The organism is Streptomyces sp. 3330, assembly GCF_031456635.1.
In the GTDB taxonomy this organism is placed as follows: domain Bacteria; phylum Actinomycetota; class Actinomycetes; order Streptomycetales; family Streptomycetaceae; genus Streptomyces.
In genome coordinates this window covers 14,317-40,497 of sequence record NZ_JAVDVA010000042.1, presented here as the reverse complement: position 1 = coordinate 40,497, position 26,181 = coordinate 14,317, and the positions used below count along the sequence as shown (strand labels likewise).

Below are 26,181 nucleotides of genomic sequence, written 5' to 3'. Positions count from 1 at the left end.
GGCCCTAGGCCGCGCCGTGTTCGACCGACCTGGGCGCGCACCGGGCGGCGTTGCGCCAGTAGCAGCCGACCTGGACGACTCCGTAGCGGTAGTCCGAGCCGGTCCCGGCGACGGGCCGGGCGTCCCGGCCGAGCGTGCGCAGGATGTCGCGGGCGTTCCCGTGGCAGTGGCCGGAGGTCAGGCAGAGCGCCGCGGCGCCGGTGACGAAGGGCGCGGCCATGCTGGTGCCGGAGAGGAACCCGTGGTCCTCGCCCAGCGGTGTGGCGCGGGTGGGGAGCGTGGAGAGGATGTCGGCGCCCGGCGCCGCGATGTCCACCCAGGGCGCCCCGTGGTTGGAGAAGGGGGCCCGCCGGTCGAACACGGTGGTGGCGGCGACGCTGATCACCTCCGGGTAGGCCGCCGGGTAGTTCAGCGCGGTCGTGCCGGCGTTCCCCGCGGAGGCCACCACGGCGACGCCCGCCCGGGTGGCCAGCCGGACGGCCTGGTGCACCAGGGGGCTGTCCGCCGAGGTGCCCAGGCTCATGTTGGCGACCCGGATGTTCTTCGCCCTCGCGTTCCGGGCGACCCAGTTCAGGCCCGCGATGACGTCGGAGAAGAGCCCCGAGCCGCGGTCGCCGAGAACCTTGACGTTCCACAGCAGGGTGCCGGGTGCGGCGCCCTCCCCGCCGACGCCGTTGTTGAGCGCCTGGACGATGCCCGCGACGTGCGTCCCGTGGCCGTGGAAGTCCTCCGCGCCCGGCGAACTGCTGAAGTTGGCGTTCCCGGCGACCCGCAGGTCCGGATGAGCGGCGTCCACGCCGGTGTCCAGCACCGCCACGCCGACCCGGGCGGCCGCGGGCACCCGGAACCCGTGGTCGGAGCCCGCCACGGCGCCGATCCGGAACAGGCCCCACTGCCCGGCCAGCAGCGGGTCGCCCTGGTAGGCGACGCCGCCCCCGCCCGGCTCGCCGGTCCGCCGCCGCGGCGCCTGGACCGACGAGCCGGGGAACGGTTCGGGCAGCGACACGAGCCGGTCGGGTTCGACCGAGGCGACCTGCGGATCGGTGCGCAGGGCCGCGATCTGGTCCGCGGTCGCCTCCAGGGCGTAGCCCTTGAGGGCCGCCCCGTCCACGGTGGCGTCGAAGACATGGCGCAGCCGGCTCCCGCCGTCGGACGCCTGACCCTTCGCCTGTTCCTCGGCGACCTTGCCCGGATCGGCGACCGTGTCCTTCAGCTGCACGATCCACCGCTCCGCCGGAGCGGGGTCGGCGGCCTGAGCCGAGCCCGGCACGACCGCGGCGGCCGTGAGGGCCGACAGCACGGCCCCGACGAGCAAACCGCTGCGGAGCGGAATCCTTCCGGCTCTTCCCACCTGGTCCTCCACACCCTGCGCTCCGAAGATCGACAAGGTAGGACAATAGGAGCGGTCGCCTGTTCCCCCCGGGCGACGCACCCGGGGCCCGTGGCCCGGCCGGGGAATCACCTGCCCGGCCGAGCGGTCCTCCGCGTCGCCGTGCGCGGGCGAGCCGCCGCCGAGGTCCTCGGGCGGGACGCGCGTTCCACCGTCACCGCAGCCGGGACGACGACAGGATCGACAGCAGGTGGGCCGGGACCATCACCCAGGTGATCGCGGCGATGGCCGCCAGCGCCCAGCGGGTGGGCTCGACGCCGCCGGTCGCCGCGTCCAGGACGGCCACGGCCAGCAGGACCAGCGAGGCCTCGATGCCGTTGGTGACCCGGTGGATCTTGAAGGCGGCGGCGAGGCGGCGCAGCGAGGCGACGCCCTGGGAGCGGGGCGCGGTGGCCTCGTCGTCGGCGACCGCGAGGCCGCGCCGCGCCCGGGCCACGTCCACCAGGTCGGTCGAGGCCTTCAGCAGCACCACGCCGAGCGCGGTCGCCAGCCCCAGCGACACCCAGCCGTTGAAGCCCGCCCAGCCGCCGAGGCCGGACTCGGCCGCCCGGAAGCCGAAGCCGATCATGAGGGCCGCGTCGGCGAGATAGGCGCCGAGCCGGTCGACGTAGATGCCGGTCGCGCTGTTCTGGCCCTTCCAGCGGGCGACCTCGCCGTCCACGCAGTCGAAGAGCAGGAACAACTGCATCAGCAGCGCGGCGAGCACGGCCCCCGCGAGACCGGGGACGAGCAGCGCGGCGCCGGACAGCACCCCGCACACCACCATCGTCCAGGTCAGCTGGTCCGGGGTGACCCGGGTGCGCACCAGCTGGCGGGTGAACCGCAGCGAGACGCGCCGCATGTAGAGGCGCCCCGCCCAGTGCTCGCCGTTGCGGCTGGCGAGCTTGGCCTGCGGCTGGCAGACCTCCCGCAGCTCCTCCAGAACAGGAGCAGCAACCATGAACTTTCCTTCCGCCCGGGGCTCAACTGCCGCGCCTGCGGCGGTGATCGGCACAGGTTACTCGACCCGTCCTCGGGCATCTCCCGGGGGGATTTCGGCATGGTCCGGCACGATCCCGCACGCTCCGGCGCGGTGCCGGACCCGGCCCGGAGGACCGGCCCGGGTGACCCCGCCCGGGCCGCGCCGCCCACTCGCGTGAGCGCCCGCGTCAGCGCCGCTCCCACCGGGAACGGATCACGGTGACCGGAACGGACCGTGGTGAGCCGGAGCGGAGCACGGTGAAGCGGAACGGCTCGCGGTGAGGGGAACGGATCCTGACGCGGGTACGGATCCCGGTGACGGCACGCCCCTTGTTCGAGGAGGACCCCATGGACCGGCTGGATCAGGCGACTGCGCGGGCGTGGCTGGCCACCGCCGTCGAGGAGGCGCGGGCCGGTCTCGCCGAGGGGGGCATCCCGATCGGCGCCGCGCTCTACGGCCCGGACGGCGCCCTGCTGGGCCGCGGCCACAACCGGCGCGTCCAGGACGGCGACCCCTCCACGCACGCGGAGACGGCCGCCTTCCGCGCGGCGGGACGGCAGCGCTCGTACCGCGGCACGACGATGGTGACCACCCTGTCCCCCTGCTGGTACTGCTCCGGGCTGGTCCGCCAGTTCGGCATCTCCCGGGTGCTCGTCGGCGAGGCGAGCACCTTCCACGGCGGGCACGACTGGCTGGCGGAGCACGGCGTCGAGATCGTGCTCCTCGACGACTCCGAGTGCGTCGCCCTGATGCGCGACTTCATCGAGAAGAACCCGGCTCTCTGGAACGAGGACATCGGTGAGTAACCCCCCTGCCGCCCGCCCCTCCCGCCCGTCCCCCACCGCCTCCCGGGCCTCCCGGGCGGCCGCCCGCATCCCGACCGTCGACCTCGGGCCCTGGCTCGCCGGCGACGCCGGCGCCCGCGCCGCGATCGCCCGTACCGTCGACGACGCCCTGCGGACCGCCGGGTTCCTGCTGATCACCGGACACGGGGTCGACCCCGGTCTGCGCGACCGCATCCGGGAGGCAGCCCGGGAGTTCTTCGTGCTGCCCGCCGACGTCAAGCAGGTGTACGGCGCGAAGGTCGGCGGGCGCGGCTGGCTGGGGCCCGGCGCGGAGGCCAACGGGTACGCGGAGGGGACGGAGACACCGCCGGACCTGAAGGAGTCCCTGACCTTCGCCACGCACGAGCCCTTCGGCGACCCGGTGGTCGACGCGGAGTGGTACGCGCCGAACGTATGGCCCGCGGAGGTCCCGGAACTCCGGGGGCTGTGCGAGGAGTACCTGCACCGGATGGCCGTGCTGGAGAAGCAGTTGCTCTCCCTGCTCGGGGAGGCCCTCGGCCTCGCACCGGACTTCTTCTCCCGGCACATGGACCACCCGACCTACGGTTTCAACATCAACTGGTATCCGGGGAGGGAGGTCGTCGGGGAGCCGCAGCCGGGACAGTTCCGGATCGGCCCGCACACCGACTTCGGCACCGTCACCATCCTCGACCGGCAGGCCGGCAAGGGCGGGCTCCAGGTCTGGACGGACGAGGGCGGCTGGGAGGACGCGCCGTTCGACCCGGACGCGTTCACCATCAACATCGGCGACCTGATGGCCCGCTGGACCGGCGACCGGTGGCGCTCGGGCAGGCACCGCGTGCTGCCGCCCCCGGCCGACGCGCCCGCCGAGGAGCTGATGTCCCTCGTCTACTTCGGCGAGTGCACCCCCGGGACCCTCGTGGAGTCCGTGCCGGCGCCCGTCGGCCGCGTGGCGTACGAGACGGTCGACTCGCATGTGTATCTGCGGGAGAAACTGGACTCGATCACGGTGGAGTGACGGCCTCATTCCGCTCACGGCGGCATGTTTCGTGACCCAACGGACACCAGGCGATCTGGCACTTGTCAACTCCCTCTCCTTACCCTTGCGTCGGGAACCGAGCCCTGGGGGAGGTGCGCGGTGCACAGACGGTTGTACGGGCGTGGCGCGCTGTTCGACGTCGAGCCCGCCGGTCTCGTACCGCGACTCGTGGGGATCCGTCCGTACGAGCTCCACGCGGAGAGGCCCGAACACCCCGCGGGACCGCCCCTGCTGGTGCTGTCGGGCGGCCGGGGGCTGGGCAAGAGCGCGGTGCTCGCCGAACTGTGGGACGCCTACACGGAACACACCCGCAGGGGGGAGGCCCGCAGACGCACCCCGGTCGCGCTGATCGACTGCGAGGACGAGCAGTTCGCGCGGCCGCCGCACGAGGAGAGCCCGGAGTCCTGGTCGCCGGTGTGGCAGGCGCTGCTGGTCGTCGCCGAGCAGCTGACGGAGCCGGTGCGGGCGGCCGGACAGCTCACCTTCCCGCGGCTGACGGCCGGGCTGGTGGCGGTCCGGGCCAGCGACTGGAGCGGCCGGACCGACTCCGACCGCATCCGGCGGGAGCTGGTGCGGATCCTGCTGCTGAACGAGCGCGCCTCCCGGTTCAGCCTGGCCGGGCGCTGGGCGGCGAAGGTCGCGTCGAAGGTGATCGCGGCGGCGAGCGGCGGCGGCCCGTTCGTCGCGGCGACCGTCGAGGCCACCCTGGAGGCGCTCTCCGAGGGCGTCACGCACCGCAAGGAGCAGAGGCCGGCCGCCTGGTACCGCGCCTATCCGAACGCGGGCGGCAACGCCAAGCGGGGGCTGCTGCTGCTCGCCGGGAACTTCCGGGCCGGCGGCACCTCGCGCGAGCACGCCGAACGCTGGCTGGTGCGGGCGCTGCTCGCCGACCTGGCCGAGGCGTACTCGGGTCTCGGCTCGCATCTGACCCGGCTGGGCCGGCCGCTCGTGCTGCTGGACAACGCGCGGAGCGGCCCGGGCCCCGGGCTGCTGGACGCCGTCCTGCGGGACCGCGCGGACGGGGTCGCCGACCAGGTGGTGTGGGTGGCGACGGTACGCGGCGCGAGCCATCCGGCGCTCGGCGACGCCGTACGCCGTGAACTCCCGGAGGTGGCCCGGTCCACGGACTGGGAGCCGGGCAGTTCACCCTCCTCGCGGGCGCTGCTCGTACCGCTGCCGCCGCTGTCCCCCGACGACACCCTGCACATGGTCGGCGCGGTGTGCGACGACGCCGAGCCGCCGCCCCGGTTCCCGCACGCCACCCACCGGTTGACCGGCGGGAACCCGCTCGGCATCGAGCTGCTCGCGACCGCCGCCCGGCAACACCCGGCACGCGCGGACTCGTTGGGGCGGCTGCTCACCGCGAAGGTCAAGCTGGAGGAGGGACAGGCCGACGACGGCAGGCCCGCCTACGCCGAGTTGCTCGGCCGCCTGGTGCCCGCCGACCGGCTCGACGAGCTGACGGTCCTCGCGGCCGCCCACGACCACGACTCCGCCGTGGCCCTCGCCGACGCCCGGCTCCCCGACGACTTCGGTTCGTCGGGGGTCCGGTCGCTGCGGTCCCGGCTCGCCGCGGAGGGGCTGCCCGCCGCGCCGGGCCACTTCGTCGGCGACCCCTTCGTCCGCACCCTGCTGCTGCTCCGGCTGCACCACCGGCACGCCGACCACGCCAAGTGGCGCGAGGTGCACGAGACCCTGATCCGGCACTACACCGACGCCGAGGGCCGGGACCCGGACGACCAGGACCCCGCGCACGCCCGCTACCGGCTCTACCACGAGCTGGCGCTCGGTGACACGGCCGGCGCGGTCGCCTACCTGCGCGACACGTTCACCGTCCTGCGCACCCGCACCTGGCTGGACACCCTGCGGTTCCTGGCGTCCGCGCCCTACTTCCACGCGCACGACGCGGCCGGCCGCGACTGCGACGGCCAGGACGACCGCCGGTCGGCGATCGCGCTGGGCCGCACGGACGCCGGCCAGGAGCCTCCGGAGGGCGTGAACGCCTCCCTGCACCTGCGGATACGGCGGCTGCTGCACGCCGTCTGGCAGGTGACCGACCCGCTGGTGCTGCCGGACCCGAAGGTGTGCGGGCGGCTGGAGTTCGAGCTGCTCCAGCTGTCCGACCAACGGCCCGCCGGGGGCGCGCTGCTGTTCGCGACCTCCCAGGCCTGGCCCCGGGACGCCCTGGCGGGACGGCCGCTGAGCACCCCGGCAGAGGACGACGACGGCGACGCGGACGGCGACGGGCACGGACCGGGCGACGGGGACGGGGTGGCGTGATGGCCGACGGAGTCAGAAGCCCGCTGGTGCGGTGGCTGCGGGAGATCTGGGAGATCCGCCTCTACCGCTATCTGGCGCTGCTGGTCACGGCCGCCGTGCTGACCGGGCTGGTCTTCGCCGTGCGGGCGGTCACCGACGAGGACCGGTCCTGCGCGCCCGGGGTGGCCCGTCCGGCCGGCAGCGACGAGTGCGTGGGCGTGGCCACGGGCCCGTACGACTTCGGGCATCCCCAGCTGCGGGACGCGGTGCGGGCGATCGACCGGGAGAACGACCGGCTGAAGGCGGGCGGTTACGTCACGGTCGCGCTGATGCTGCCGTACACCGCCTCCACCCCCTCCACGCTCAGCGACATCCTGCACGAGGTGCAGGGCGCCTACCTGGCGCAGTGGCAGGCCAACCACACCTCCAACGGGCAGGCCCCGGCGATCCGTCTGGTGCTCGCCAACCCGGGCGCCACCAGCGACCACTGGGAGACGATGGTCGACCGGCTGGAGCGGATGGCGAAGGGCGCCGACCGGCTGCGCGCGGTCGCCGGGGTCGGGCAGAGCACCGACAACAACAAGAAGGCCGTGGCGGAACTGACCCGGCGCGGCATCCCGGTGGTCGGCGCCTCCATCACCGCCGACGACCTCGCCAACGGGCAGAACGGCAAGGACCCCTTCCCCGGCCTGGCCCGGGTCTCCCCCACCAACACGGACGAGGCACGCGCCCTGGCCTCGTTCGCCGAGGTCGACGCCGGCCGGGCCCTGCTGGTGTACGACAAGCCCGGCGACCCGTACACGCGGACGCTCCAGACGTCGTTCGCCGCGCTGCTGAAGGGTTCGCCCTACGAGCCGCAGCCGTTCACCCCGCCCGCCGACCGCACCCAGGAGGGCACGACCGCGAACACCTTCCGGCAGATCACCCACCTGGTGTGCGACACCTCGGCGGAGACCGACACGATCCTGTTCGCCGGCCGGCACACACAGCTTCGGCAGTTCGTCAACGCGCTCGGCACGCGCGGCTGCCAGAACCGGAAGTTCACGGTGCTCACGGGCGACGAGGGCTCGTACCTGTCCGGCGACAAGAAGCTGGACCGCACCGCCCTCACCCACAACCTCTCCGTCCGCTACACCTCGCTCGCCCACCCGGACGCCTGGGTGAAGGCCCCCGCGACGCTGCACGGCGGTTCGGCGGCGGACGCGAAGGTCCTCACCGACCTCCTCGCCCGCAGCGCCCGCGCGCCGGTCGGCCCGATCGGCGAGATCGCCCTGGAGGACGGCCAGCTGATCATCGGTTTCGACGCGCTGACGCTGGCCGTGCACGGCATCCGCGAGGCGACGCCCGACGGCGCCACCGTCCCGCCCCTCGCGGATGTCGGCCTCCAGTGGCCGCAGGTCAAGGGCTCGCTGCGGGTGAGCGGGGCGAGCGGCTGGATCTGCCTGGACGTGCACGGCAACCCGTACGACAAGGCCGTGCCGATCGTGGAACTCCATCCCGACGGCGGCTCGCGCTTCGTCCGCATCGCCTGGCCGGAGGGCAGGCCGCCGGCCGCGGAGTGCCTGCCGCCGTCCTAGGTCGGCGCCCTGAGGGCGCCGGCCCGCCTTGTCGACGACGGCACGGCGAAGGCCGGTTCCCGTGACCCAGGTCACGGGAACCGGCCTTCGCCGTCGGCTTGTTGCGGCTCAGACGCCCGCGTACGAGTGCTTTCCGGAGACGAAGATGTTGACGCCGTAGTAGTTGAACAGCCAGCAGCCGAACGCGATCAGGGCCAGGTAGGCGGCCTTGCGGCCCTTCCAGCCGGCCGTGGCCCGGGCGTGCAGGTAGCAGGCGTAGGCGACCCAGGTGATGAACGACCAGGTCTCCTTGGGGTCCCAGCCCCAGTAGCGGCCCCACGCGTCGCCCGCCCAGATCGCGCCCGCGATGATCGTGAACGTCCACAGCGGGAAGACGGCCGCGTTGACGCGGTAGGCGAACTTGTCGAGCGAGGCCGAGGCGGGCAGGCGGTCCAGGACCGAGTTGGCGAACCGGCCGGGCTTGCCGCCGGTCGCGAGCTTGTTCTCGTAGCCGTCCTTGAACAGGTACAGGATCGTGGCGACCGCGCCGACGTAGAACACCGCGCCGCAGAAGATCGCGGTGGAGACGTGGATGTACAGCCAGTACGAGTGCAGCGCCGGGACCAGCTGGTCGCTCGCCGTGTACAGGACGGTGACCGCGAGACCCAGGTCCAGGAGCACCGTCGTGATCAGGAACAGGCCGAGCCAGCGCACGTTCTTCTTCAGCGCCAGCAGCCCGAGGTACACGCCGACGGCCACCGTGGAGAAGGTGAGGTTGAACTCGTACATGTTGCCCCACGGCGCCCGCTCCACCGAGGCCGCGCGGGCGATCACGCCGCCCAGCTCGACCAGGAACGCGAGCACGGTGAGGGAGATGGCGATCCGGCCGTACATGTCGCCCTGCTCGTCGCCCCCGTGTGCGCCGGGCCCGTCCGGCACGTCACGGGCGCCGGCCGCGGAGCGCACGACGACCTGCGGCCGCTCCAGGACGGCCGTGCCGCCGTTCTTCTTGACGGCGACGGCCGGGCCCTTGGCCGCCGTCGTGGCGGTCAGCGCGGCCGCGGTACGGCCGACCTTGCTGCGGCTGCCGAGCAGCCACTCGGCGATGTACGCGAAGAAGGCCAGGGTGTAGACGGCCATCGCGGAGTAGATCAGCGTGTTGCTGATGCTCGCGAGGTTTTCGTTGGTGGCGGCGGCGAGAGTCACTTCCCAGCCCCTTCGGCAGGTACGACTTCGGGTTCGGGGGATGCGGACGATGCGGGGGTGTCACGGGATGCGGGGGTGTCAGGGGTGTCGGGGTCCGGCGACGAGGGGGCCTGGTCGTACAGGACCCCGGCGAGGTCGCCCAGCTCCTCGGGCACCTTGGCCGACTCGCTGCGGCCGAGCCCGCCCATCTCGACGACCGTCACCCCGTCGGCGCCCTTCACCGCGCGCACCCAGACCCGGCGGCGCTGGAGGAACAGGGACCCGGCGAGACCGAAGATCGCGGCGATGGCCCCGCCCAGCGCCCAGCCGCTCGCGGGCTGCTGGGTGACCTGGAAGTTCGCCCACTCCTTGGTGCCCTCGTAGGTCACCGATCCCGCGCCGTTCGGCAGGGTCATGGTCTCGCCGGGCTTCAGGTTGTCCCGCAGCTGCAGGCCCTTGGAGTCCTTGAACTCCTTCATGTGCGACTTGTCGAGCTGGTACACGCTCTGCGGGATGCCCGAATCGATGCCGAGGTCACCGTGGTACGGCGTCAGGTTCAGCACCGGATTGCGCAGCGACGGGAACGTCGAGGCGGCCTCGCTGCCCTGGGTGTACGTCGGCAGGAAGAAGGCCGAGATGCCCAGCTGCTCGCTGACGCCCTTGGCGTCCCGGTAGCCGTCGAGGACCTTGATCACACCGCTGGAGGTGATGTTGGAGTCGAGCGGCAGCAGCGGCACCGCGTCGCGGTAGACCACCTCGCCCTTGCCGTCGCGGACGGTGATGACGGGCGCGTAGCCGTGGGCGGTCAGGTAGACCTTCGAGTCGTCGATCTCCAGCGGGTGGTTGACCTTGACGACGGCCTTCTTCTCCTTGCCGTACGCGCCCACGCTGTAGGTGATCGCGGACTGGAAGGTGCGCGCGGTGCCCTTGTTGGGACCCGAGGTCTCGTACGTGCCGGTGAACTTGTCCAGGGTGAAGCTGAACGGGTTCAGGTCGTCGGTGCCGAAGAGGTTGCCGGACTTGAAGTCGTTGTACTGGGTGAGGGTGTTGGAGAAGCCGTCGCCCTCGACGACCAGCTTGTTCCCCTCGGACTTGTACAGCTGGCCGCAGGCGAAGGCGACGAGCATCACGATCAGCGCGATGTGGAAGGAGAGGTTGCCGACCTCACGCAGGTAGCCCTTCTCCGCGGCGACGGCGTCCCCGGCGAGGTGGGCGCGGAAGCGACGCTTGCGCAGCAGCGCGAGCGCGGCCTCACGGACCTGTTCCGGCTCGGCGTCGGTGCGCCAGGTGGTGTACGCGGGCAGCCGGGTCAGCCGCTTCGGCGCGCCCGGCGGGCGGCCGCGCAGCTGACCGACGAACTGCCAGGTGCGGGGCACGATGCAGCCGATGAGGGAGACGAACAGCAGGATGTAGATCGCGGAGAACCACACCGAGCTGTAGACGTGGAAGAGGCCGAGCCTGTCGTAGATCGGCGCGAGCGTCCCGTGGGCCCGCCGGAAGTCGGCGACCTTCGTCTCGTCGGTGCCGGACTGCGGGATCAGCGAACCGGGGATCGCGCCGAGGGCCAGCAGCAGGAGCAGCAGCAGCGCGACCCGCATGGAGGTCAGCTGCCGCCAGAACCAGCGGGCCCAGCCGACGACCCCGAGGGTGGGTCCACTGGCCAGCGTGTCCACGGGCGCGGTGGACAGCTGGGAGCCGGCGGCGCCCAGTTCCTGCTCGTCGGCGGCGGCCGGGGGCTCGCCGGGGGCGGCGCCGACGGTGCTCTTGCTCATGAATCAGATCCCCACAGTGAAGCCGACGGACCAGGACTGGATGTCCTGCACGAGGCGGTCCCACGCACCGGTCAGCAGCAGCAGACCGGTCACGATCATCATCGTGCCGCCGATCCGCATCACCCAGGCGTAGTGACGCTTGACCCAGCCGAAGGCGCCGAGCGCCTTGCGGAAGGCGACCGCGGCGAGCACGAAGGGCACACCGAGGCCGAGGCAGTAGGCGACGGTCAGTATGGCACCGCGGCCCGCGCTTCCCTGCTGGGAGGAGAGGGCGATCACGGAGGCCAGGGTCGGGCCGATGCACGGGGTCCAGCCGATGCCGAACAGCGCGCCGAGCAGCGGGGCGCCGGCCAGCCCGGCGACGGGCCTCTTGTGGAAGCGGAACTCCCGCTGGGTCATCCAGGGCATCAGCCCCATGAAGAAGACGCCCATGAGGATCATGAGCCCGCCCAGCACCTTCGACAGGACGTCCTGGTTGGCCTGGAGGTTCTCGCCGAAGTAGCCGAACAGGGCCCCGCTGGAGACGAACACGGCGGTGAAGCCCAGGACGAAGAGCGACGCGCCGGCGACCATCCGCCCGCGGCGGGCCTCGGCCAGGTCGGTGCCGGCGACGCCGGTGACGTACGACAGATAGCCCGGGACGAGCGGCAGGACGCACGGCGAGAAGAAGGAGACCAGCCCGCCGAGCAGCGCGATCGGCAGCGCGACCAGCAACGCGCCGTTGAGCACGGTGTCGTTGTAACCGGTCGCGGCGAGCGTGGTGACCGCGCTCACGTCACTTCTCCGCGAGGACGGGCGCGATCATCTTGCGCAGCCTGTCCTCGCTGAGCGCGGCCAGCGACCTGGCGGCGATCTTGCCCTCCCGGTCTATGACCAGCGTGGAGGGGATGGCCTGGAGGCTGAGCGTGCCCTTCTTGAAGCGCAGCAGCAGCTTGCCCTTCGGGTCGGACAGGCTGGGGTAGGTGATGCCCTGCTGCTTCTCGAAGGCGAGGGCGTTGTCGTTGCTGGTGTCGAGCGTGTTGATGCCGACGAACTGCACGCCCTGGTCCTTGAGGTCGGCGTAGACCTTCTGGAAGTTGGGCGCCTCGGCACGGCACGGGGCACACCAGGAGCCCCACACGTTGAGGACGACGACCTTGCCCTTGTAGGCGGCGACGTCGAGCTGCCCTCCGGCCACGGTCTTGCCGGACAGGTCGGGAGCCGTGGCCCGCGACCCCTTCTTCGCGGTGGAGATGCCGTCCTTGCCCATCACGAAGTTGGTGTCACCGCCTCCTCCGGCGGTTCCTCCGGAGGTGCAGGCGGACAGCAGCAGTGCGGCGACGGCTCCACCGGCGGCCGTGGTCAGGACGGCACGGCGCGAGCGGTTCCGGCTGGTCGAGCGCAGGGGGGCGCGGCTGGCGGCACTCATGTGAAAAGTTTCGCATGCCCGTTCTGGGGATCTTGCGCACCCCCCTTGCGGGGAGAAAACCCCATTTCAGGCGGCGTTGGCGGTGCTGCCGGCGGACGCGGGCGCGGAGCTGGACGATGAGGGGGTGTTCGCGCCCAGGAAGGTCTTCCAGCCGCCGGCCGGCTGCTGCCCGACGTCGAGGGTGCGCAGCTTCTCGAGGACCTCCGGCTTCTGGACGTCGATCCAGTCCACGAACTGCCGGAAGGAGACCAGCCGTACGTCCGCGCCCTTCTCCTTCTCGCGCGCGATGTGCTTGAAGGCCTCCTCGACGGCGTCCATGTAGATGCCGCCGTTCCACTGCTCGAAGTGGTTGCCGACGAAGAAGGGTGCCCGGTTCGTCTCGAATGCCCGCTTGAATCCCTGTATGTACGCCTGCGACGACTGCTGCCGCCAGCCCGGGTAGTTGTGGCTGGGCGCCTTGGTCGAGTTGATCGACTGGTTGGCGAGCATGTTGTAGTCCATCGAGAGGACCTCGAAGCCGCGGCCCGGGAACGGTATCTGCTGCAGCGGCAGGTCCCAGATCCCGTCCTTCTTCCGCGGCCACACCTGGCGCCCGCCCGGGGAGGAGGCGTCGTAGCGCCAGCCGAGGGCGCGGGCGGTGGGCAGCAGGTTGTCCTGGCCGAGCAGACAGGGGGTCCGGCCGCCGACGAGTTCCTTGTCGTAGTCGAAGGGCAGCGCGGGCAGGTCGCTCCAGCCGGTGTTGGTCCGCCACTCCTTCACGAACGACTTCGCCTGGTCGATCTCGCTGCGCCACTGCTTGGGCGTCCAGTTGCCGACGGTCCCGTTCCCGGAGCAGAAGTGCCCGTTGAAGTGGGTGCCTATCTCGTGCCCCTCGAGCCAGGCGCGGCGGACGCCGTCGAGCGTCATCCTGACGTGCTCGTCGGTGAGGTAGCCGATGTCGGAGGCGCCGCGCGGGTTGTTCGGCGGGTCGTAGAGCCGCTTCTTCGACTCGGGCAGCAGATACAGCCCGGAGAGGAAGAAGGTCATGCTCGCGCCGTGCGCCTTGGCGAGGTCGAGGAAGCGCGTGAAGAGCCCGTTGCCGACCTCTCCCGCCCCGTCCCAGGAGAAGACGACGAACTGCGGCGGCTCCTCGCCGGGCTGGAGCGGCACGGGCTTGGCCGGCTGGTGGGGCTGCTTGCCGGTGAAGGACGTGGAGCCGTCGCCGAGGGGGCGGGCGGTCACCTTCGGACTGGCACTGCCGGAGGGCTTGCCGGAGCCGCCGGAACCGCCGGGGGTGCTCGGCCCGTCCGAGTCCGTGAGGCTGCCGCAGCCCACGAGTCCGGCAGCGGCGGCGGCCCCGGCACCGAGTCCGAGTGCTCCCCGTCGGGTGATGGCGCGCATGGCAACCCCGTTCGTCACATTTTCCGATGGTCACCCAATCAGAGGACGTGCCGAACGAGGAGGTTCCGCCGATAGTTCCGGATTCCGTAACAGAGGGCCTGATTCCAGCCACACGCTGCGGGAACGGCGACCGGGGGCGGGGCGTGGGGGCCGGGAGCCGAGGGAGGGGGCCAGGTTCGGGGGCCAGGGGCCAGGGGCACGAGCCGGGAGCCGAAGGCGGCAGCCGGGAGCGGGGGGCGGGAGCCTGCCCCGGAGGGCGAGCCCCCGGCCCCGGCCCCGGCCCGGCAAGGCGGGCCGGGGCCGGCAAGGCGGGCCGGGTCCGGATCCGGAAGGCGGGGCGGGATCCGGAAGCCGGTCGGGTCGGGTCGGGGCTACGCCCCGAAGGCCTTGCCCTTGCCCTGTACCGGCTTGGCGCCGGCCCGGAGGTGGGCGGGGACCAGGTCGATGGCGGGTTCGCTGTAACCGACGGACACGATCCGGTCGCCCTGGTACGTGAAGGTCGTCAGCGAGGCGAGCGTGCACTGCCGCTTGCGCGGGTCGTGCCACAGCCGCCGCCGCTCGACGTAGGACCGCACGATCCAGATCGGCAGCTGGTGACTGACGAGCACCGCCTCCCGCCCGCGGGCCGCGTCCTTCGCCGCGTCCAGCGCGCCCATCATCCGGACGACCTGGTCGACGTACGGCTCGCCCCAGGACGGCTTGAACGGGTTGACGAGGTGCTTCCAGTTCTCGGGCCGGCGCAGCGCCCCGTCCCCCACGCCGAAGGTCTTGCCCTGGAAGACGTTCTCCGCCTCCAGGAGCCGCGCGTCGGTGGCCAGGTCGAGCCCGTGCGCCTTGGCGATCGGCGTCGCCGTCTCCTGCGCCCGCTCCAGCGGGGAGGCGACGACGTGGGTGACGTCACGGGAGGCGAGGTGCTCGGCGACCCGGTCGGCCATCTGCCGGCCCAGCTCGGAGAGGTGGTAGCCGTCGAGACGGCCGTAGAGCACTCCGTCGGGGTTGTCGACCTCACCGTGCCGCATGAGGTGGACGACGGTGAGGTCCTTGGTGCGCGCGTTCTTCTCGAAGGAGTCCTCGAGGGCCTTCTCGCGGGCGTTCTCGGGGGCGTTTTCCGGGGTGGTCATGCCGCTGTGGCCTCCGCAGCCGCTCGGGCCGCCGCCGGAAGGGCGTCGGCGATCCTCTGGAGGGCCCGGTCGTCGTGGGCCGTGGACACGAACCAGGACTCGAAGGACGACGGCGGCAGGTACACGCCGTTCGCCAGCAGCGAGTGGAAGAAGGCGGTGAAGCGGAACGACTCCTGCGCCCTGGCGTCGTCGTAGTCACGGACCGGCCGGTCCGTGAAGAAGACGGAGAACATGTTGGAGGCGCTCTGGAGCGTGTGCGCGACACCCTCCTTGGCCAGCGCCTCCGACACCATGGTCTGGATCCGGGTGGAGACGTCGTCGATCGTGGCGTAGGCGGCGTCGTCGAGGAGCCGGAGCTGGGCCAGCCCGGCGGCGGTCGCCACGGGGTTACCGGAGAGGGTGCCGGCCTGGTAGACGGGCCCGGCGGGGGCGAGGTGCGCCATGACGTCCGCCCGGCCGCCGAAGGCCGCCGCGGGGAAGCCGCCGCCCATGACCTTCCCGAAGGTCATGAGGTCCGGCCGCACGCCGTCGATCCCGTACCAGCCGGCCCGGCTGGTCCGGAACCCGGTCATGACCTCGTCGGAGATGAAGAGCGCCCCGTTGTTCTGGCAGGCGTCCTTGAGCCCCTGGTTGAAGCCGGGAAGGGGCGGCACGACGCCCATGTTGCCCGGCGAGGCCTCGGTGATCACACAGGCGATCTCGCCGGGGTGCCGGTGGAAGGCCTCCTGCACGGCCTCGAGGTCGTTGTACGGCAGGACGATGGTGTCGCCGGCCTGAGCGCCGGTGACACCGGGCGTGTCGGGAAGCGCGAAGGTCGCGACGCCCGAGCCCGCCGCCGCGAGGAGCGAGTCGACGTGCCCGTGGTAGCAGCCGGCGAACTTGATCACCTTGGTGCGCCGGGTGAACCCGCGGGCGAGCCGGATGGCCGACATGGTGGCCTCGGTGCCGCTGGAGACGAGCCGCACCTCCTCCAGGGGCTCGATGCGGGCGACCATCTCCTCGGCGAGCGTGACCTCGCCCTCACCGGGCGTGCCGAAGGAGGTGCCGCGCGAGACGGCCTCCTGCACGGCGGCGATCACCTCGGGGTGCGAGTGCCCGAGGATCATGGGCCCCCAGGAACAGACGAGGTCGACGTACTCACGGCCGTCGGCGTCCGTCAGATAGGGGCCGGTGCCGGACACCATGAACCGGGGCGTGCCGCCCACGGCGCGGAACGCGCGCACCGGCGAGTTCACACCCCCCGGCGTGACAGCGGACGCACGGTCGAACAGCGCCTGCGATACAGGCGCATCGTATGAATAGGGCAGTTCGCTCATGACCTGCGACTTCTCCGACCTTCTCCGACTTGCTGGACTCCGGTTGTCAGTGACCTCCCAGGGTAGGCCAGCGGCGGTCGGGGCCCGGCGGGGCCGTCATCGGCTTCACCATCTGCGAAACTGAGTCGGAACGGGCCTGATAGACGTAGCTCACACCGACCGGGTGTCCTGTGGCTGCGAAGATCCTGCGGACAGGTGTTTCAACGCACGTTTCGGCGGGCGGCCGTGGGGGAGGTCACTGACACGATGATCGGGTTGCGCGGCGGGGGCCACGCGTCCTAGAAAAGCAGTCGGGTGGAGATATGCATCGCGGTGGCGGACTGGGCGAGGGGACTGACGACCTGGGTCCTCGACGTGCCCGGCGGGGAAGGCACCGGCGCGACGCGGAGGAAGCCAACGAAGCACGTCAGACGCAGGCACAAGGTGTACCGAGTGAACCCGAGCGGACCGACCGTATCGATCAGATCGACCGGATCGACCGGATCGAGCGGTTCGAGCAGGTCGACCGGCGCGTCGGTCAGCGGATCGATCCCCTCGGGGCAGGGAGCAGGAATGGTGGTCGGGTGGGGGTGACGTACAAGTACTTCGGCGCGCCCGACGGCGCGACCGCGGCCCGCGTCCCGATCTCGATGCGCCCTGAGGAACTCGGCGGCGACGAGCTCGGCATGAACGGCATGTTCACCAAGATCAAGCCGGAGACCATGGCCGCGATGGTGCTGACCGGCATCGAAGGCGTCCCCCTCAGCAAGGTGCCCCCGCTGGAGCTGGTCGTCCTCCACCCCGACTACGCCGTGGTGAAGCTCCCCATGACGGTCGTGGACCCGCTGCGGGACATAGGCGAGGAAGCGGTGGGCGCGGCGGCCTTCATCTGGTCGACGGTCCCGGACCGGGGCGGCCCCCGGGACGCGTTCAACGTGTACCAGCTGCTGCACGAGTGGCAGGACTTCAGCCACCGCCTGCACGAGGCGGGGCATCAGCCGTACTGCTTGGTCTGGCCGTGAGCTGAGGCGTCACCGGTGGCGGGCGAGGTCTTCGGACCTCGCCCTTTTCAGTACCCGCGGCATTCGTTCTCTGCTGTGCGGGCCGGGCGGGGGCCGAAGGGGTGGCGGCGGTCGGCCCGCAGGGGTGGCAGCGGGTCGGCGAGGTCGCGGCGGGCATGAGCGATCGGCATCGGACATCGGACATCGGCTGCTGCACCCGCAGCGGTGGCCGTTCGGGCGGGCAGCACATTCCCAGGTCGGGAACTCCCGTCGTGGGTCCGGTGGTTCGGGTTTCACGGAGCGTGTCGACCGCCACGGGGACGGGGCTGGTCCTCCAGCGAACCCGCATGGTGAATGATGATCTGACAGTCACTCACGGCGGTCCATCCGGTGGTGGGACGCGAGTCCAGGACGGAGCCAGGCAGCATGACCTCTCCCCTCAGCGGCAGCAGCGACGCCGGTAACGGCGGCACCGGCAGCCCCTTCTTGAAGATAGACACCAGCAAGCCCCACCCGGCCCGCATGTACGACTACTTCCTCGGCGGGAAGGACAACTACGAGGTCGACCGGGATGCCGCCGAGCAGTTCATCAAGGTGGCGCCCGAGGTGCGCGACGGGGTCCGCGCCAACCGGCACTTCATGCACCGCGCCGTCCGGCACGTCGTCGCGGAGGGCGGCATCCGGCAGATCCTCGACATCGGCACCGGGCTGCCCACCGAACCCAACGTGCACCAGATCGCGCACTCCATCGCCCCCGGGACGCGGGTCGCGTACGTCGACAACGATCCGATCGTCAGCACCCACTCGATGGCTCTCATGGCCGACGCCGACCCCGGTACCGACGCCCACACCTCGGTCGTCCTGGCCGACCTGCGGGATCCCCGTGCCGTCCTCGACCACCCCGACGTCCGCAAGATCATCGACTTCGACGAGCCCGTGGCGCTGCTGCTGGTGGCCGTCGTGCACTTCCTCGCCGACGCGGACGACCCGGACGCCGTCGTCGCGACACTGCGCAACGCGCTGCCCACCGGCTCCTACCTCGTCCTGTCGCACGCCACCGGAGACGTCCACGAGGACCGGCGCGAGAACGCGGCCTCCGTCTACAACAAGGCCAGCGCCTCCCTGAACCTGCGCCCCCACGCCCGCGTCCTGGACCTCTTCGGCGACTTCACCCTCCTCGACCCGGGCCTGGTCCCGGTCCCGGACTGGCGCCCCGAAGAGCCCCCGAACCCCGACACCCCGCCGATCGGCATCTACGGCGGAGTGGCCCGCAAGAACGGCTGACCTCCGGGGCGCTGGACGCCATGGACCGCCCGGTCGCCTGGTCACCCGCTCAGCGCAGAAGCGTTGTCTGCAGGAGTTGGTGGGCCAGGTGGCGGGCCGGGGATTCGGTTTGGCGGGCCGCTCGGTGGAAGGTGTCCTGGGCGGGGCCGGCCGGCCAGTCCGGGGGGAGGTGGCGGGACGGGAGCCGGGGGTCCGCGCGGATCGTCCAGAGCCATTCGCTGACCAGGCGCAGGCGGGTGCCGATCGGGTCCTCGCCCGGTCCCGCGTTCAGGTGGGCCGTCCAGCGCTTGTCGAAGGAGACATAGCGGGCGGCGACGCTCTCCAGGTCCCAGGTGTCGCGGATCATGAGGCCGATGTCGGTGGCCTCGTCGGCGGAGGCGTGGAAGATCTTGACGTGGGCGCCGAGGCCCAGTTCGGCGACGACGGGAGCGACGTCGACCTTCCCCGGCGCGATCCACAGCCCGCTGTACAGGGCGCCGAACCCGGACCACGCGAGCCGTGAGCGCAGGTCGTGGCGCTCACGCTGGCGGGACTCGGGAAGCGAGAAGCCGAGCAGCGTCCAGTCGCCGTCCCAGTCGTCGTTGACCGCGCCCTCGCGCCAGATGCGGGTACGGCCGTCCCGCAGGACGCGCGTCGCCTGCTCGGTGAGGCCGAAGTACATCTTGCGGCCCTCCCGCTGCCGCCGCAGCAGGCCCCGGCTGACCATGCGGGTCAGCGTGGAGCGGACGGCCTGCTCACCGACGCCGACCCGGCCGAGCACGTCGATGATGCTGCCCGAGTAGACGCACAGGTCTCCCTCCTCCAGGACGTGGTTGCCGAAGAAGGCGAGCATGAGCGACTGCGGGCGCAACTGCGGTGCGCCCGCGCCGGATGCGTCCGGCATGTCGTGCGTCATGGTGTCCGGGATGTCGTCGTCCTCCACGGGGGAAAGAGTACGACCGCCCGCCGACGGGTGCGGCGGACGGTCGTACGGGGTCACCGGCGGTCGGCCGGGTGGGCGAGGTCGTACCGGCGCGGGCCGGGTGCGGGGCGGTCGGCGACGTATCGGGTGGGGGTCGCCGGATCGGCCGCTGCGGCGCGGGAGTTGAGCGCGGCCGGGTCGGTGCCCCGTCGGCGGCCGGTGGAGAGTCGGTCCTCCGGGGCGCGCAGGGCGTCGAGTTGTTCGGCGGGGCTGACGGCGCCGTGGCCCGCCTTGCCGACGCACGCCTGACGCGGCGGGGCCGAGGATCCGGCAGCGTTCACGGCCCGGCGCAGGGCGCTCTCGGTCTGGGCCGGGACCGGGACCGGGGCGTCACCGGTGGTGTGGGCCGAGACCGGGGCGTCACCGGTGGTGTGGGCCGGGACCGGGGCGTCACCGGTGGTGTGGGCCGGGACCGGGGCGTCACCGGTGGTGTGGGCCGAGAGCCGCGGCTTGGCGGGTTCTCCGGTGAAGGAACTGGTGCGGCTCATCCATGCCACCGCGCCGGGTCGGCGGCGCTCGGGATCGGGGTGGGGGGTGTCATGCGGAGATCTCCTGCGTGTGAGGGGCGCCGGAGCCTTCGGCGGGGTCCGCGGGGTCGGCGAGGGACGTCCGGCTGGTCTCGCGTACGAAGAGGACCGTCACGGCGGTGACGGCGGCGCCGCCGCAGAGCAGCAGGGAGACGGGGGTGCTGCTGCCGCTCGCCGCCACCAGGCTGCCCGCGATCATCGGGGAGAAGCCGGCCCCGACGAGGGTGGCGCCCTGGTAGCCGAGGGAGGCGCCGGTGTAGCGGACCCGGGTGCCGAACATCTCGGTGAGCAGGGCGCCCAGCGGGCCGTACATCGTGGACTGGGCGATGCCGTGACCGAGGACGACGGCGAGGATCAGCAGTCCGGGCGAGCCGGAGTCGACCAGCGCGAGGACGGGGAAGGCCAGCGCCGCCGAGGCGAGGGCGCCGGCGAGGACGACCGGACGGCGGCCGACCCGGTCGGAGAGTATGGAGGCGCAGGGCAGCACGACGAGGGCGACGGCGGCGGACACCGTGAGCGCGGTGAGCACCTGCGGACGGGCGTAGCCGATGCCGGTGGCGTACGCGATCAGATAGCTGGTGAGCAGCGACTGGGCGGTGAAGGCGCCGATACCGACGCAACAGGCCAGCAGGACCGGGCGCGGCCGTCGCAGCACGTCGAGGATGGGCAGCCGCGACTGCGCGCGGTCCTTCTTCACCTCGGCGAACAGCGGACTCTCGACGACCTTGAGGCGGACGAAGAGCCCGACACCGAGCAGCACCACGCTCAGCAGGAACGGCACCCGCCAGCCCCAGGCCGCGAACTCGTCCTTGGGGAGGGTGACGACGAGCGCGACGACGGCGGTGGACAGCAGGGAGCCGAGCGGAGCTCCCATCTGCGTGAAGCTGGACCACAGTCCGCGCCGCAGCTCGCCCGCGTGCTCGACGACCATGAGCGTGGCGCCGCCCCACTCACCGCCGATGGCCACGCCCTGCACGACCCGCAGGGTGATCAGCAGCACCGGCGCCCATACGCCGATCGTGTCGTACGTGGGCAGCAGTCCGACGAGGAAGCTCGCGCCGCCCATCAGACCCATGGTGAGCAGCAGCATCGACTTGCGGCCGAGCCGGTCGCCGAAGTGCCCGAAGAGGATGCCGCCGAGCGGGCGGGCGACATAGCCGGCGGCGAAGGTGCCGAACGCCGCGATGGTGCCGACAGCGGGGTCGGCGCCGGGGAAGAACAGCTCGCCGAAGACGAGGGCGGCGACAGTTCCGTAGACGAGGAAGTCGTAGAACTCCACGGCGGTGCCGAGCAGTCCGGAGGCGACGACGCGCAGCTGCCGGGTCCGTTCGGCGTCGGTCGCGGGGGATGCGGACGAAGCGGGCGACGGTGACGGTGACGGTGACGGTGATGCGACGGGGGACGGGGGCATCGCGGTCTCCCTGGACCGGGGGGGGAAGGACACCGCGAAGTTAGGCCTTCAAGTAACCGTCGTCAATAAAATGCACAACATTGGTCCCGCGGCGCGGCCACTGCCTCCGACGGAGCACGGTGACCCGCCCGGGCCCGCTCAGGGACGGGCGGATCGCGCAGACCGGCCCGTACGGGCCGTACAGGCCGATCCGTACGGGTCACGCGGACCGGCCGTCCGGGTCGTACGGGCCGGTTCCGAATCAGCCGTCCGGGTCGTACGGGCCGGTTCCGAATCAGCCGTCCGGGTCGTACGGGCCGGTCCCGGATCGGTCGTACGGGTCGTTCGGTCAGGCCGCGGTGGTGGCGGGTTCGGCCGTCGGCTGCTCCTCCAGCAGGTCCACCAGGGTCGCCCGAGCCCGCGCCACTCGCGAACGCACCGTGCCCACCGGGCAGTTGCTCGCCTCCGCCGCCTCCGCGTAGGGCAGGCCGGCCAGCTGGGTGAGGACGAACGCCTCCCGTCGCTCGGCCGGGAGCGAGGCCAGCAGGTCCAGCAGGACGACGCCGTCGTCGAAGCCCGGCAGGTCGCGCGGCTGGGTGCGCTCGGCGGCCAGCTGCCAGTCGGGCAGGTCGGATAGCCGGGGCCGGGCGGCGGCGTGCCGATAGCTGTCGATCACCGCCCGGCGGGCGATGGACAGCAGCCAGGAGCGGGCCGAGGAGCGGCCCTCGAACCGGTGCAGGCTGCCGAGGGCGCGCAGGAAGGTGTCCTGGGCGAGGTCGTCGGCCGCCTGGGGGTCGGCGCAGAGGTGGGAGACGTAGCGCAGGACGTCGCGATGCAGTGCGCGGACGAAGCGCTCGACCGCGTCCGCGTCACCGGCACGGGCGGCGAGCGCCCACGCGGTGATCGACTCGTCGAGCGCGGCCTGTGCCGCGGGGGAGTTCTGGGGTGCCTTCACGGCAGACGTGATCACCTGGTGTCCTTCTCGGATCATCCACGAGGGCATGAGGGAGAGACGGCCCCACGCCCGGCTGCGTGCGCGGGCGTACGGCCGTGGCCCGGTGCGCACAGGGGCGGCCCGGGTCACCGGCTGCCGGTCTGTCGTCGCAGGTCGGACGTCGTCCGCGCGCCGTCGGAAGGCAGGCGTCACGGGACGTCGGACGTCGGAGGACGTCAGACGGCAGCGGTCCCCGCGGGCGGACCCCGTGTGGTGATCGCGTGGGTGAGCAGGAGCAGCCGGGGCGCTCGCGCCGAGCGGCGGCGACGGAACCGGACGCGCGGCCGGTCCGGGGTGACGGGCAGGGCGAGCAGCAGCCGCAGCGGCGCGGCCAGCCGTGCGGCCACCGCCCGCAGGACGCGGAACGCGGCCTTCTCGCCGTGTGCCAGCCACAGCCCGCACAGCAGCGCGGCGAGCAGGTGGGCGGCGAGCATGCCGAACGAGGAGGAACCCCCTTCGCCTGCGGCCTCTCCGATGTGACCCATGTGGTTCATGTGGCCCATGTGACCCAGGTGGTTCATGTGGCCGACATGACCGACGGCCATGTCCATGTCCATGTGCATGCCCGCGCCCGCGCCCATGTCCATGTCCATGGAATCCATGTGCGTCGGGCCCGGGCCCGGGGTGTCCGTGCCCGCGGACACCCCGGCACCGGACTCCGGCCCGGCCAGCGAGAACGCCGAGTGCAGGGCCGTCTGGGCGGCGACCACCACCGTCACGATCAGCGGCAGCCCGCGCTCCCGGCCCGCCAGGCACCAGCCCGCGATCCCGGTGACGGTCACGCCCGCGGCCAGCGCCCACGCGGGCACCGCGGAGCCGGACATCATCACGTGGCCCAGGGCGGCGAGCAGCACGCAGACAGCCGCGAACAGCGCGGCTCGCAGCGTGCGAGCACACCACCCAGCAGTCATGGCGCCTCATCCTCGCATCCGGACACCGCCCGTCCCCCCGGAGGTACGGAACACACCCCGGTGGGCGACTCAATCCGCCCTGTATGAGCTGTCTCACCCCGCTCCGGTTCCCTCAAAGGGGCCAGCCCACCGCGCGGGAGGAACCCACCCCACCGATTCTGGGGACGGGGCGCGTCTGTCATGGCCCGTCCATCGAGCAGCGGAGGTTCCCGGTGAGCGGTGACGCCGAACGCGTGCGGATCGCGGTCATCGGGGACTGCCCCGTCTTCCGGTACGGCATCTCGAACCTGATCGGCTCCGCTCCCGATCTCCACCTGGTGGCCGTCGCGCCCTCGATCGACAGCGCGGACGGCGGACTGCGCGGCGCGGAGGTCGTCCTGATGGATCTCCAGCAGCCCGCCCCGAGGCTCGCCGCGACCGTGACGAAGCTGCACCGGAGGGGGCACGCCGTCCTCGTGGTGTCGTCCTCGCCGCACCTGGACGCGGTGCAGGCGATCCAGGCGGGAGCGAGCGGGTATCTGAGCCGGCAGGCGGAGGCGCAGGAGATGCTCACGGCGATCCGGACCGTGGGCTCCGGACGCAGCTACGTCTCCGCGCCCGCCGGCCATCTGGTGGGACCGTCCCTGCGTTTCACGGACCGGGAGCAGGAAATCCTGCGCCTTCTCGCGAACGGTTCGACGGACCACGAAATCGCCGCCGCATTGGGCATCAGCAAACACACCGTCCATTCGCATCTCGACCGGATCGGCGAGAAAACGGGCTCCCGGCGCCGCCCCGATCTGACGAGAATCGCCGTGGAAAACGGCCTCACCGGCCCGCAATGACGGCCGGCGTGGGTAGTTCTACCCCGTTCGCCATGGGTAATCGTCGCCCTTGACCCACACAGGGGAAAAGCGGGACCTTGGCAGAGGATCACCCACCCACGCCGGAATTCAGCTGGGAGAAGTCCATGCCACATCGTCTCGCAATTCTCACCGTCGCAGCGCTGCTCCCTGTGTCAGGGGTGGCGGCATCGGTTGCCGTCGCAGGTCAGGCGCAAGCCGTCACCATCGGAAAGGTCACGCTCACCGGAACGGTCGAAGACTGCGACGACGAGTCTTCCCCCGACACCGTCACGATCAAGGCGGGCACCGAAACGAAGACCGATAATTCGCTCGCCGGAAACAGCAACTCTTATTCGGTCACGTTCAAGAAGATCGCCAAGAACGCCACGGTGACCGCGAAGGCGACCGTGACCTGTGAGAGCGAAGACACGTACAAGCAGAGCTTCAGCCTCAAGGGCTCGCCCAACACGGACCCGGTGAAGCGGAAGCAGAATCTCGAGCCCTAGCAGCCGAGCCGGTTTTGGCCGGGCCGGGTTTCGCCACGGCGACGCCCGGCCCGAGCGCACGCTCCGCCGCCGTCACAACCCCCCGCCCACCGTGAACCCGATGACCGAACCGCCTCCCGCCCGCCGGTGCGCGAAGGGGGCGCCCTCGTGCGCCAGGGCCACTTCGCGGACGATCGACAGGCCCAGGCCCGAGCCCGGCAGGGAGCGGGCGTCGGCGGCGCGGTAGAAGCGGTCGAAGACCCGGGTCAGGTCGGCCTCGGCGATGCCGGGACCGCGGTCGAGGACCTCGACGCGGACGACTCCCGGCCGGGCCGGGCCGGTGACGGCGATCTCGACGGGCGCCGCGCCCTCGCGGTCGAACTTGGTCGCGTTCTCCACCAGGTTGGACACCGCCCGCTGGAGCATGCCGGGCCGCCCGTAGAGGGTGGTGTCACCGCTCGTCCGGATCAGGACCGGCCGCCCGGTGCGGCGCCGGGCGAGACCCGCGACCTCCTCCGCGATGTCGGCGAGGTCCAGCTTGCGCGGCGGCTCGGTGTCGGACTGGCCGGCCGCCAGGTCGACCAGCTCGTTGACCAGGTCGGTCAGCTCCCGGGCCTCCTGGGTCAGATCCGCCACCAGCTCGTCACGGGTGAGGGGCGGCAGCTCGTCGATGCGGCGCAGCAGCGAGATGTTCGTGCGCAGCGAGGTCAGCGGCGTCCGCAGTTCGTGGCCCGCGTCCTGGACGAGCCGCCGCTGGTCCTCCTCCGACTGGGCGAGCCGGCCGAGCATGCGGTCGAAGGCGCGGCCCAGCCGGCCCACCTCGTCGTGGCCGGTGACCGGCACCTGTACGCCGAGCCGACGGGTGCGGGCGACGTCCTCGGCGGCGGTGGTGAGGATCACCAGGCGGTGGGTGATGCGCCGGGCGAGCCACCAGCCGAACAGCCCCGCGGCCGTCACCACCGCGATCATCAGGATCAGCGTGCGCTGCTGGAGCGCCCGCAGCAGGTCCTCGGTGTCGCTGAACTCCTGCGCCACCTGCACCGCGCCCCGGCCGCCGCCGAGGGAGACGGTCGCGATGCGATAGACGTCGCTGCCGACGTCGACGTCCTTGTGCTCGGTGATCCGCCCGGCCGCCGCGGCCACCGCGATCGTGCGGTCGGCGCGCACGACGGGCAGTCCGGGGGTGCCGCTGTCCACGACCGAGCCGTCCGCGCCCAGCACCTGGACGTCCGTGCGGGCCGGCCGCACGATGTCGTGCCCGGGCGCGACCGAGGAGAAGTCCTCCGGGGCCATGCGGTGGTCGCGCACCTCGTCCCGCAGGTCCTGCACGACCTCGTCGAACACCGACTCCTGGTCGACCCGGACCAGCCGGGCGGCCGCCGAGTACGACAGGACGCCGACGAGCACGGTGACCGCCGCCGTCACCGCCGCGAACGACACCGCGAAGGTGGTCCGCAGCGACACCAGCTTCGGCCGTGGCCGGGACAGCAACCGGCGCAGACGGCTCACCCGCGTCCTCGTCTCACTGCCGCCCTCGTCTCACTCGCGTGCCCGCCTCATACGTGCACCCGCCTCATTCGCCTGCTCGCATACTCCCGTGCTCGCGTCACCGGCGTACCCCCGCGCTCGCCT

General features: G+C 72.1%; 23 protein-coding genes. 8 read left to right on the top strand and 15 right to left on the bottom strand.

Translation table 11 applies throughout. The features are described from left to right. Positions 1-4 precede the first annotated feature (4 nt). Together J2X68_RS37990 and J2X68_RS37985 are read right to left on the bottom strand one after the other, a co-directional pair. Positions 5-1,387: a S8 family peptidase gene (locus tag J2X68_RS37990; RefSeq protein ID WP_310437178.1), complete on the bottom strand. Its 1,383-nt coding sequence runs from the start codon at positions 1,385-1,387 to the stop codon at positions 5-7. Between the two features lie 157 nt (positions 1,388-1,544). Then, positions 1,545-2,330 (bottom strand): CDP-alcohol phosphatidyltransferase family protein, encoded by a 786-nt coding sequence (locus J2X68_RS37985; RefSeq protein WP_310437177.1) that lies wholly within the window; start codon positions 2,328-2,330, stop codon positions 1,545-1,547. Positions 2,331-2,698: 368 nt separating this feature from the next. Here J2X68_RS37985 and J2X68_RS37980 point away from each other — a divergent pair, with 368 nt between their 5' ends. The 4 genes from J2X68_RS37980 (at position 2,699) to J2X68_RS37965 (ending at position 8,032) form a co-directional block, all read left to right on the top strand. Then, on the top strand, positions 2,699-3,157 hold the full coding sequence (locus J2X68_RS37980; protein WP_310437176.1) for a nucleoside deaminase: 459 nt from the start codon (positions 2,699-2,701) through the stop codon (positions 3,155-3,157). A 67-nt stretch (positions 3,158-3,224) separates the two neighbouring features. Next, positions 3,225-4,175, top strand: a complete 951-nt coding sequence (locus J2X68_RS37975) for a 2-oxoglutarate and iron-dependent oxygenase domain-containing protein (RefSeq protein WP_310437190.1) — start codon at positions 3,225-3,227, stop codon at positions 4,173-4,175. Between the two features lie 120 nt (positions 4,176-4,295). Beyond that, complete coding sequence (locus J2X68_RS37970; RefSeq protein ID WP_310437175.1) at positions 4,296-6,476, top strand: hypothetical protein; 2,181 nt, start codon at positions 4,296-4,298, stop codon at positions 6,474-6,476. Beyond that, on the top strand, positions 6,476-8,032 hold the full coding sequence (locus J2X68_RS37965) for a hypothetical protein (protein WP_310437174.1): 1,557 nt from the start codon (positions 6,476-6,478) through the stop codon (positions 8,030-8,032). The genes J2X68_RS37970 and J2X68_RS37965 overlap by 1 nt, the downstream gene beginning before the upstream one ends. A 108-nt stretch (positions 8,033-8,140) precedes the next feature. Here J2X68_RS37965 and ccsB read toward each other — a convergent pair whose 3' ends face one another. From ccsB to hemL, 7 genes are all read right to left on the bottom strand, one after another. Continuing rightward, entirely contained in the window at positions 8,141-9,217 is a 1,077-nt protein-coding gene (ccsB, locus tag J2X68_RS37960) for a c-type cytochrome biogenesis protein CcsB (RefSeq protein ID WP_310437173.1), read from the bottom strand. After that, positions 9,214-10,968, bottom strand: coding sequence for a cytochrome c biogenesis protein ResB (locus J2X68_RS37955; protein ID WP_310437172.1), 1,755 nt, complete (start codon positions 10,966-10,968; stop codon positions 9,214-9,216). The genes ccsB and J2X68_RS37955 overlap by 4 nt, the downstream gene beginning before the upstream one ends. A gap of 3 nt (positions 10,969-10,971) precedes the next feature. After that, entirely contained in the window at positions 10,972-11,742 is a 771-nt protein-coding gene (locus tag J2X68_RS37950; RefSeq protein WP_310437171.1) for a cytochrome c biogenesis protein CcdA, read from the bottom strand. Between the two features lies 1 nt (position 11,743). Then, on the bottom strand, positions 11,744-12,376 hold the full coding sequence (locus J2X68_RS37945) for a TlpA disulfide reductase family protein (RefSeq protein ID WP_310437170.1): 633 nt from the start codon (positions 12,374-12,376) through the stop codon (positions 11,744-11,746). 66 nt (positions 12,377-12,442) lie between these two features. Then, positions 12,443-13,756, bottom strand: coding sequence for a hypothetical protein (locus J2X68_RS37940; protein ID WP_310437189.1), 1,314 nt, complete (start codon positions 13,754-13,756; stop codon positions 12,443-12,445). Between the two features lie 371 nt (positions 13,757-14,127). Next, on the bottom strand, positions 14,128-14,775 hold the full coding sequence (locus J2X68_RS37935; RefSeq protein ID WP_054238877.1) for a histidine phosphatase family protein: 648 nt from the start codon (positions 14,773-14,775) through the stop codon (positions 14,128-14,130). 98 nt (positions 14,776-14,873) lie between these two features. After that, the gene (hemL, locus tag J2X68_RS37930; protein ID WP_310437169.1) at positions 14,874-16,193 is read right to left on the bottom strand and encodes a glutamate-1-semialdehyde 2,1-aminomutase; all 1,320 of its coding nucleotides are present in this window, start codon (positions 16,191-16,193) and stop codon (positions 14,874-14,876) included. A 563-nt stretch (positions 16,194-16,756) separates the two neighbouring features. On the opposite strand from hemL, the gene J2X68_RS37925 reads away from it, so the two are divergent. Further along, on the top strand, positions 16,757-17,194 hold the full coding sequence (locus J2X68_RS37925; protein ID WP_020130078.1) for a hypothetical protein: 438 nt from the start codon (positions 16,757-16,759) through the stop codon (positions 17,192-17,194). A 405-nt stretch (positions 17,195-17,599) separates the two neighbouring features. Next, the gene (locus J2X68_RS37920; RefSeq protein ID WP_310437168.1) at positions 17,600-18,457 is read left to right on the top strand and encodes an SAM-dependent methyltransferase; all 858 of its coding nucleotides are present in this window, start codon (positions 17,600-17,602) and stop codon (positions 18,455-18,457) included. A 49-nt stretch (positions 18,458-18,506) separates the two neighbouring features. On the opposite strand, the gene J2X68_RS37915 is transcribed toward J2X68_RS37920, so the two are convergent. From J2X68_RS37915 to J2X68_RS37895, 5 genes are all read right to left on the bottom strand, one after another. After that, positions 18,507-19,379 (bottom strand): PaaX family transcriptional regulator C-terminal domain-containing protein, encoded by an 873-nt coding sequence (locus J2X68_RS37915; RefSeq protein ID WP_399041803.1) that lies wholly within the window; start codon positions 19,377-19,379, stop codon positions 18,507-18,509. Between the two features lie 53 nt (positions 19,380-19,432). After that, complete coding sequence (locus J2X68_RS37910; protein ID WP_310437167.1) at positions 19,433-19,906, bottom strand: hypothetical protein; 474 nt, start codon at positions 19,904-19,906, stop codon at positions 19,433-19,435. A 49-nt stretch (positions 19,907-19,955) separates the two neighbouring features. Further along, positions 19,956-21,356, bottom strand: a complete 1,401-nt coding sequence (locus tag J2X68_RS37905) for an MFS transporter (RefSeq protein WP_310437166.1) — start codon at positions 21,354-21,356, stop codon at positions 19,956-19,958. Between the two features lie 328 nt (positions 21,357-21,684). After that, positions 21,685-22,305 (bottom strand): sigma-70 family RNA polymerase sigma factor, encoded by a 621-nt coding sequence (locus J2X68_RS37900; protein WP_310437165.1) that lies wholly within the window; start codon positions 22,303-22,305, stop codon positions 21,685-21,687. A 200-nt stretch (positions 22,306-22,505) separates the two neighbouring features. Next, a complete protein-coding gene (locus J2X68_RS37895; protein ID WP_310437164.1) occupies positions 22,506-23,240 on the bottom strand; it encodes a hypothetical protein in 735 nt (244 codons plus the stop codon). A 212-nt stretch (positions 23,241-23,452) separates the two neighbouring features. Between J2X68_RS37895 and J2X68_RS37890 the strand changes: the two genes are divergently transcribed. Both J2X68_RS37890 and J2X68_RS37885 read left to right on the top strand, forming a co-directional pair. Beyond that, on the top strand, positions 23,453-24,064 hold the full coding sequence (locus tag J2X68_RS37890) for a response regulator transcription factor (RefSeq protein ID WP_310437163.1): 612 nt from the start codon (positions 23,453-23,455) through the stop codon (positions 24,062-24,064). A 125-nt stretch (positions 24,065-24,189) separates the two neighbouring features. Beyond that, on the top strand, positions 24,190-24,570 hold the full coding sequence (locus J2X68_RS37885) for a hypothetical protein (RefSeq protein ID WP_310437162.1): 381 nt from the start codon (positions 24,190-24,192) through the stop codon (positions 24,568-24,570). A 72-nt stretch (positions 24,571-24,642) separates the two neighbouring features. Here the strand turns inward: J2X68_RS37885 and J2X68_RS37880 are convergent, their stop codons facing one another. Next, the gene (locus tag J2X68_RS37880) at positions 24,643-26,058 is read right to left on the bottom strand and encodes an ATP-binding protein (protein ID WP_310437161.1); all 1,416 of its coding nucleotides are present in this window, start codon (positions 26,056-26,058) and stop codon (positions 24,643-24,645) included. Positions 26,059-26,181: the final 123 nt, after the last annotated feature.

Coding starts and splice junctions, on each gene's coding strand:
- J2X68_RS37985 (WP_310437177.1), bottom strand. CDS start 2,330: ATGGTTGCTGCTCCTGTTCTGGAGGAGCTGCGGGAGGTCTGCCAGCCG.
- J2X68_RS37980 (WP_310437176.1), top strand. CDS start 2,699: ATGGACCGGCTGGATCAGGCGACTGCGCGGGCGTGGCTGGCCACCGCC.
- J2X68_RS37965 (WP_310437174.1), top strand. CDS start 6,476: ATGGCCGACGGAGTCAGAAGCCCGCTGGTGCGGTGGCTGCGGGAGATC.
- J2X68_RS37955 (WP_310437172.1), bottom strand. CDS start 10,968: ATGAGCAAGAGCACCGTCGGCGCCGCCCCCGGCGAGCCCCCGGCCGCC.
- J2X68_RS37945 (WP_310437170.1), bottom strand. CDS start 12,376: ATGAGTGCCGCCAGCCGCGCCCCCCTGCGCTCGACCAGCCGGAACCGC.
- J2X68_RS37940 (WP_310437189.1), bottom strand. CDS start 13,756: ATGCGCGCCATCACCCGACGGGGAGCACTCGGACTCGGTGCCGGGGCC.
- J2X68_RS37935 (WP_054238877.1), bottom strand. CDS start 14,775: ATGCGGCACGGTGAGGTCGACAACCCCGACGGAGTGCTCTACGGCCGT.
- hemL (WP_310437169.1), bottom strand. CDS start 16,193: ATGAGCGAACTGCCCTATTCATACGATGCGCCTGTATCGCAGGCGCTG.
- J2X68_RS37920 (WP_310437168.1), top strand. CDS start 17,600: ATGACCTCTCCCCTCAGCGGCAGCAGCGACGCCGGTAACGGCGGCACC.
- J2X68_RS37910 (WP_310437167.1), bottom strand. CDS start 19,906: ATGAGCCGCACCAGTTCCTTCACCGGAGAACCCGCCAAGCCGCGGCTC.
- J2X68_RS37905 (WP_310437166.1), bottom strand. CDS start 21,356: ATGCCCCCGTCCCCCGTCGCATCACCGTCACCGTCACCGTCACCGTCG.
- J2X68_RS37895 (WP_310437164.1), bottom strand. CDS start 23,240: ATGACTGCTGGGTGGTGTGCTCGCACGCTGCGAGCCGCGCTGTTCGCG.
- J2X68_RS37885 (WP_310437162.1), top strand. CDS start 24,190: ATGCCACATCGTCTCGCAATTCTCACCGTCGCAGCGCTGCTCCCTGTG.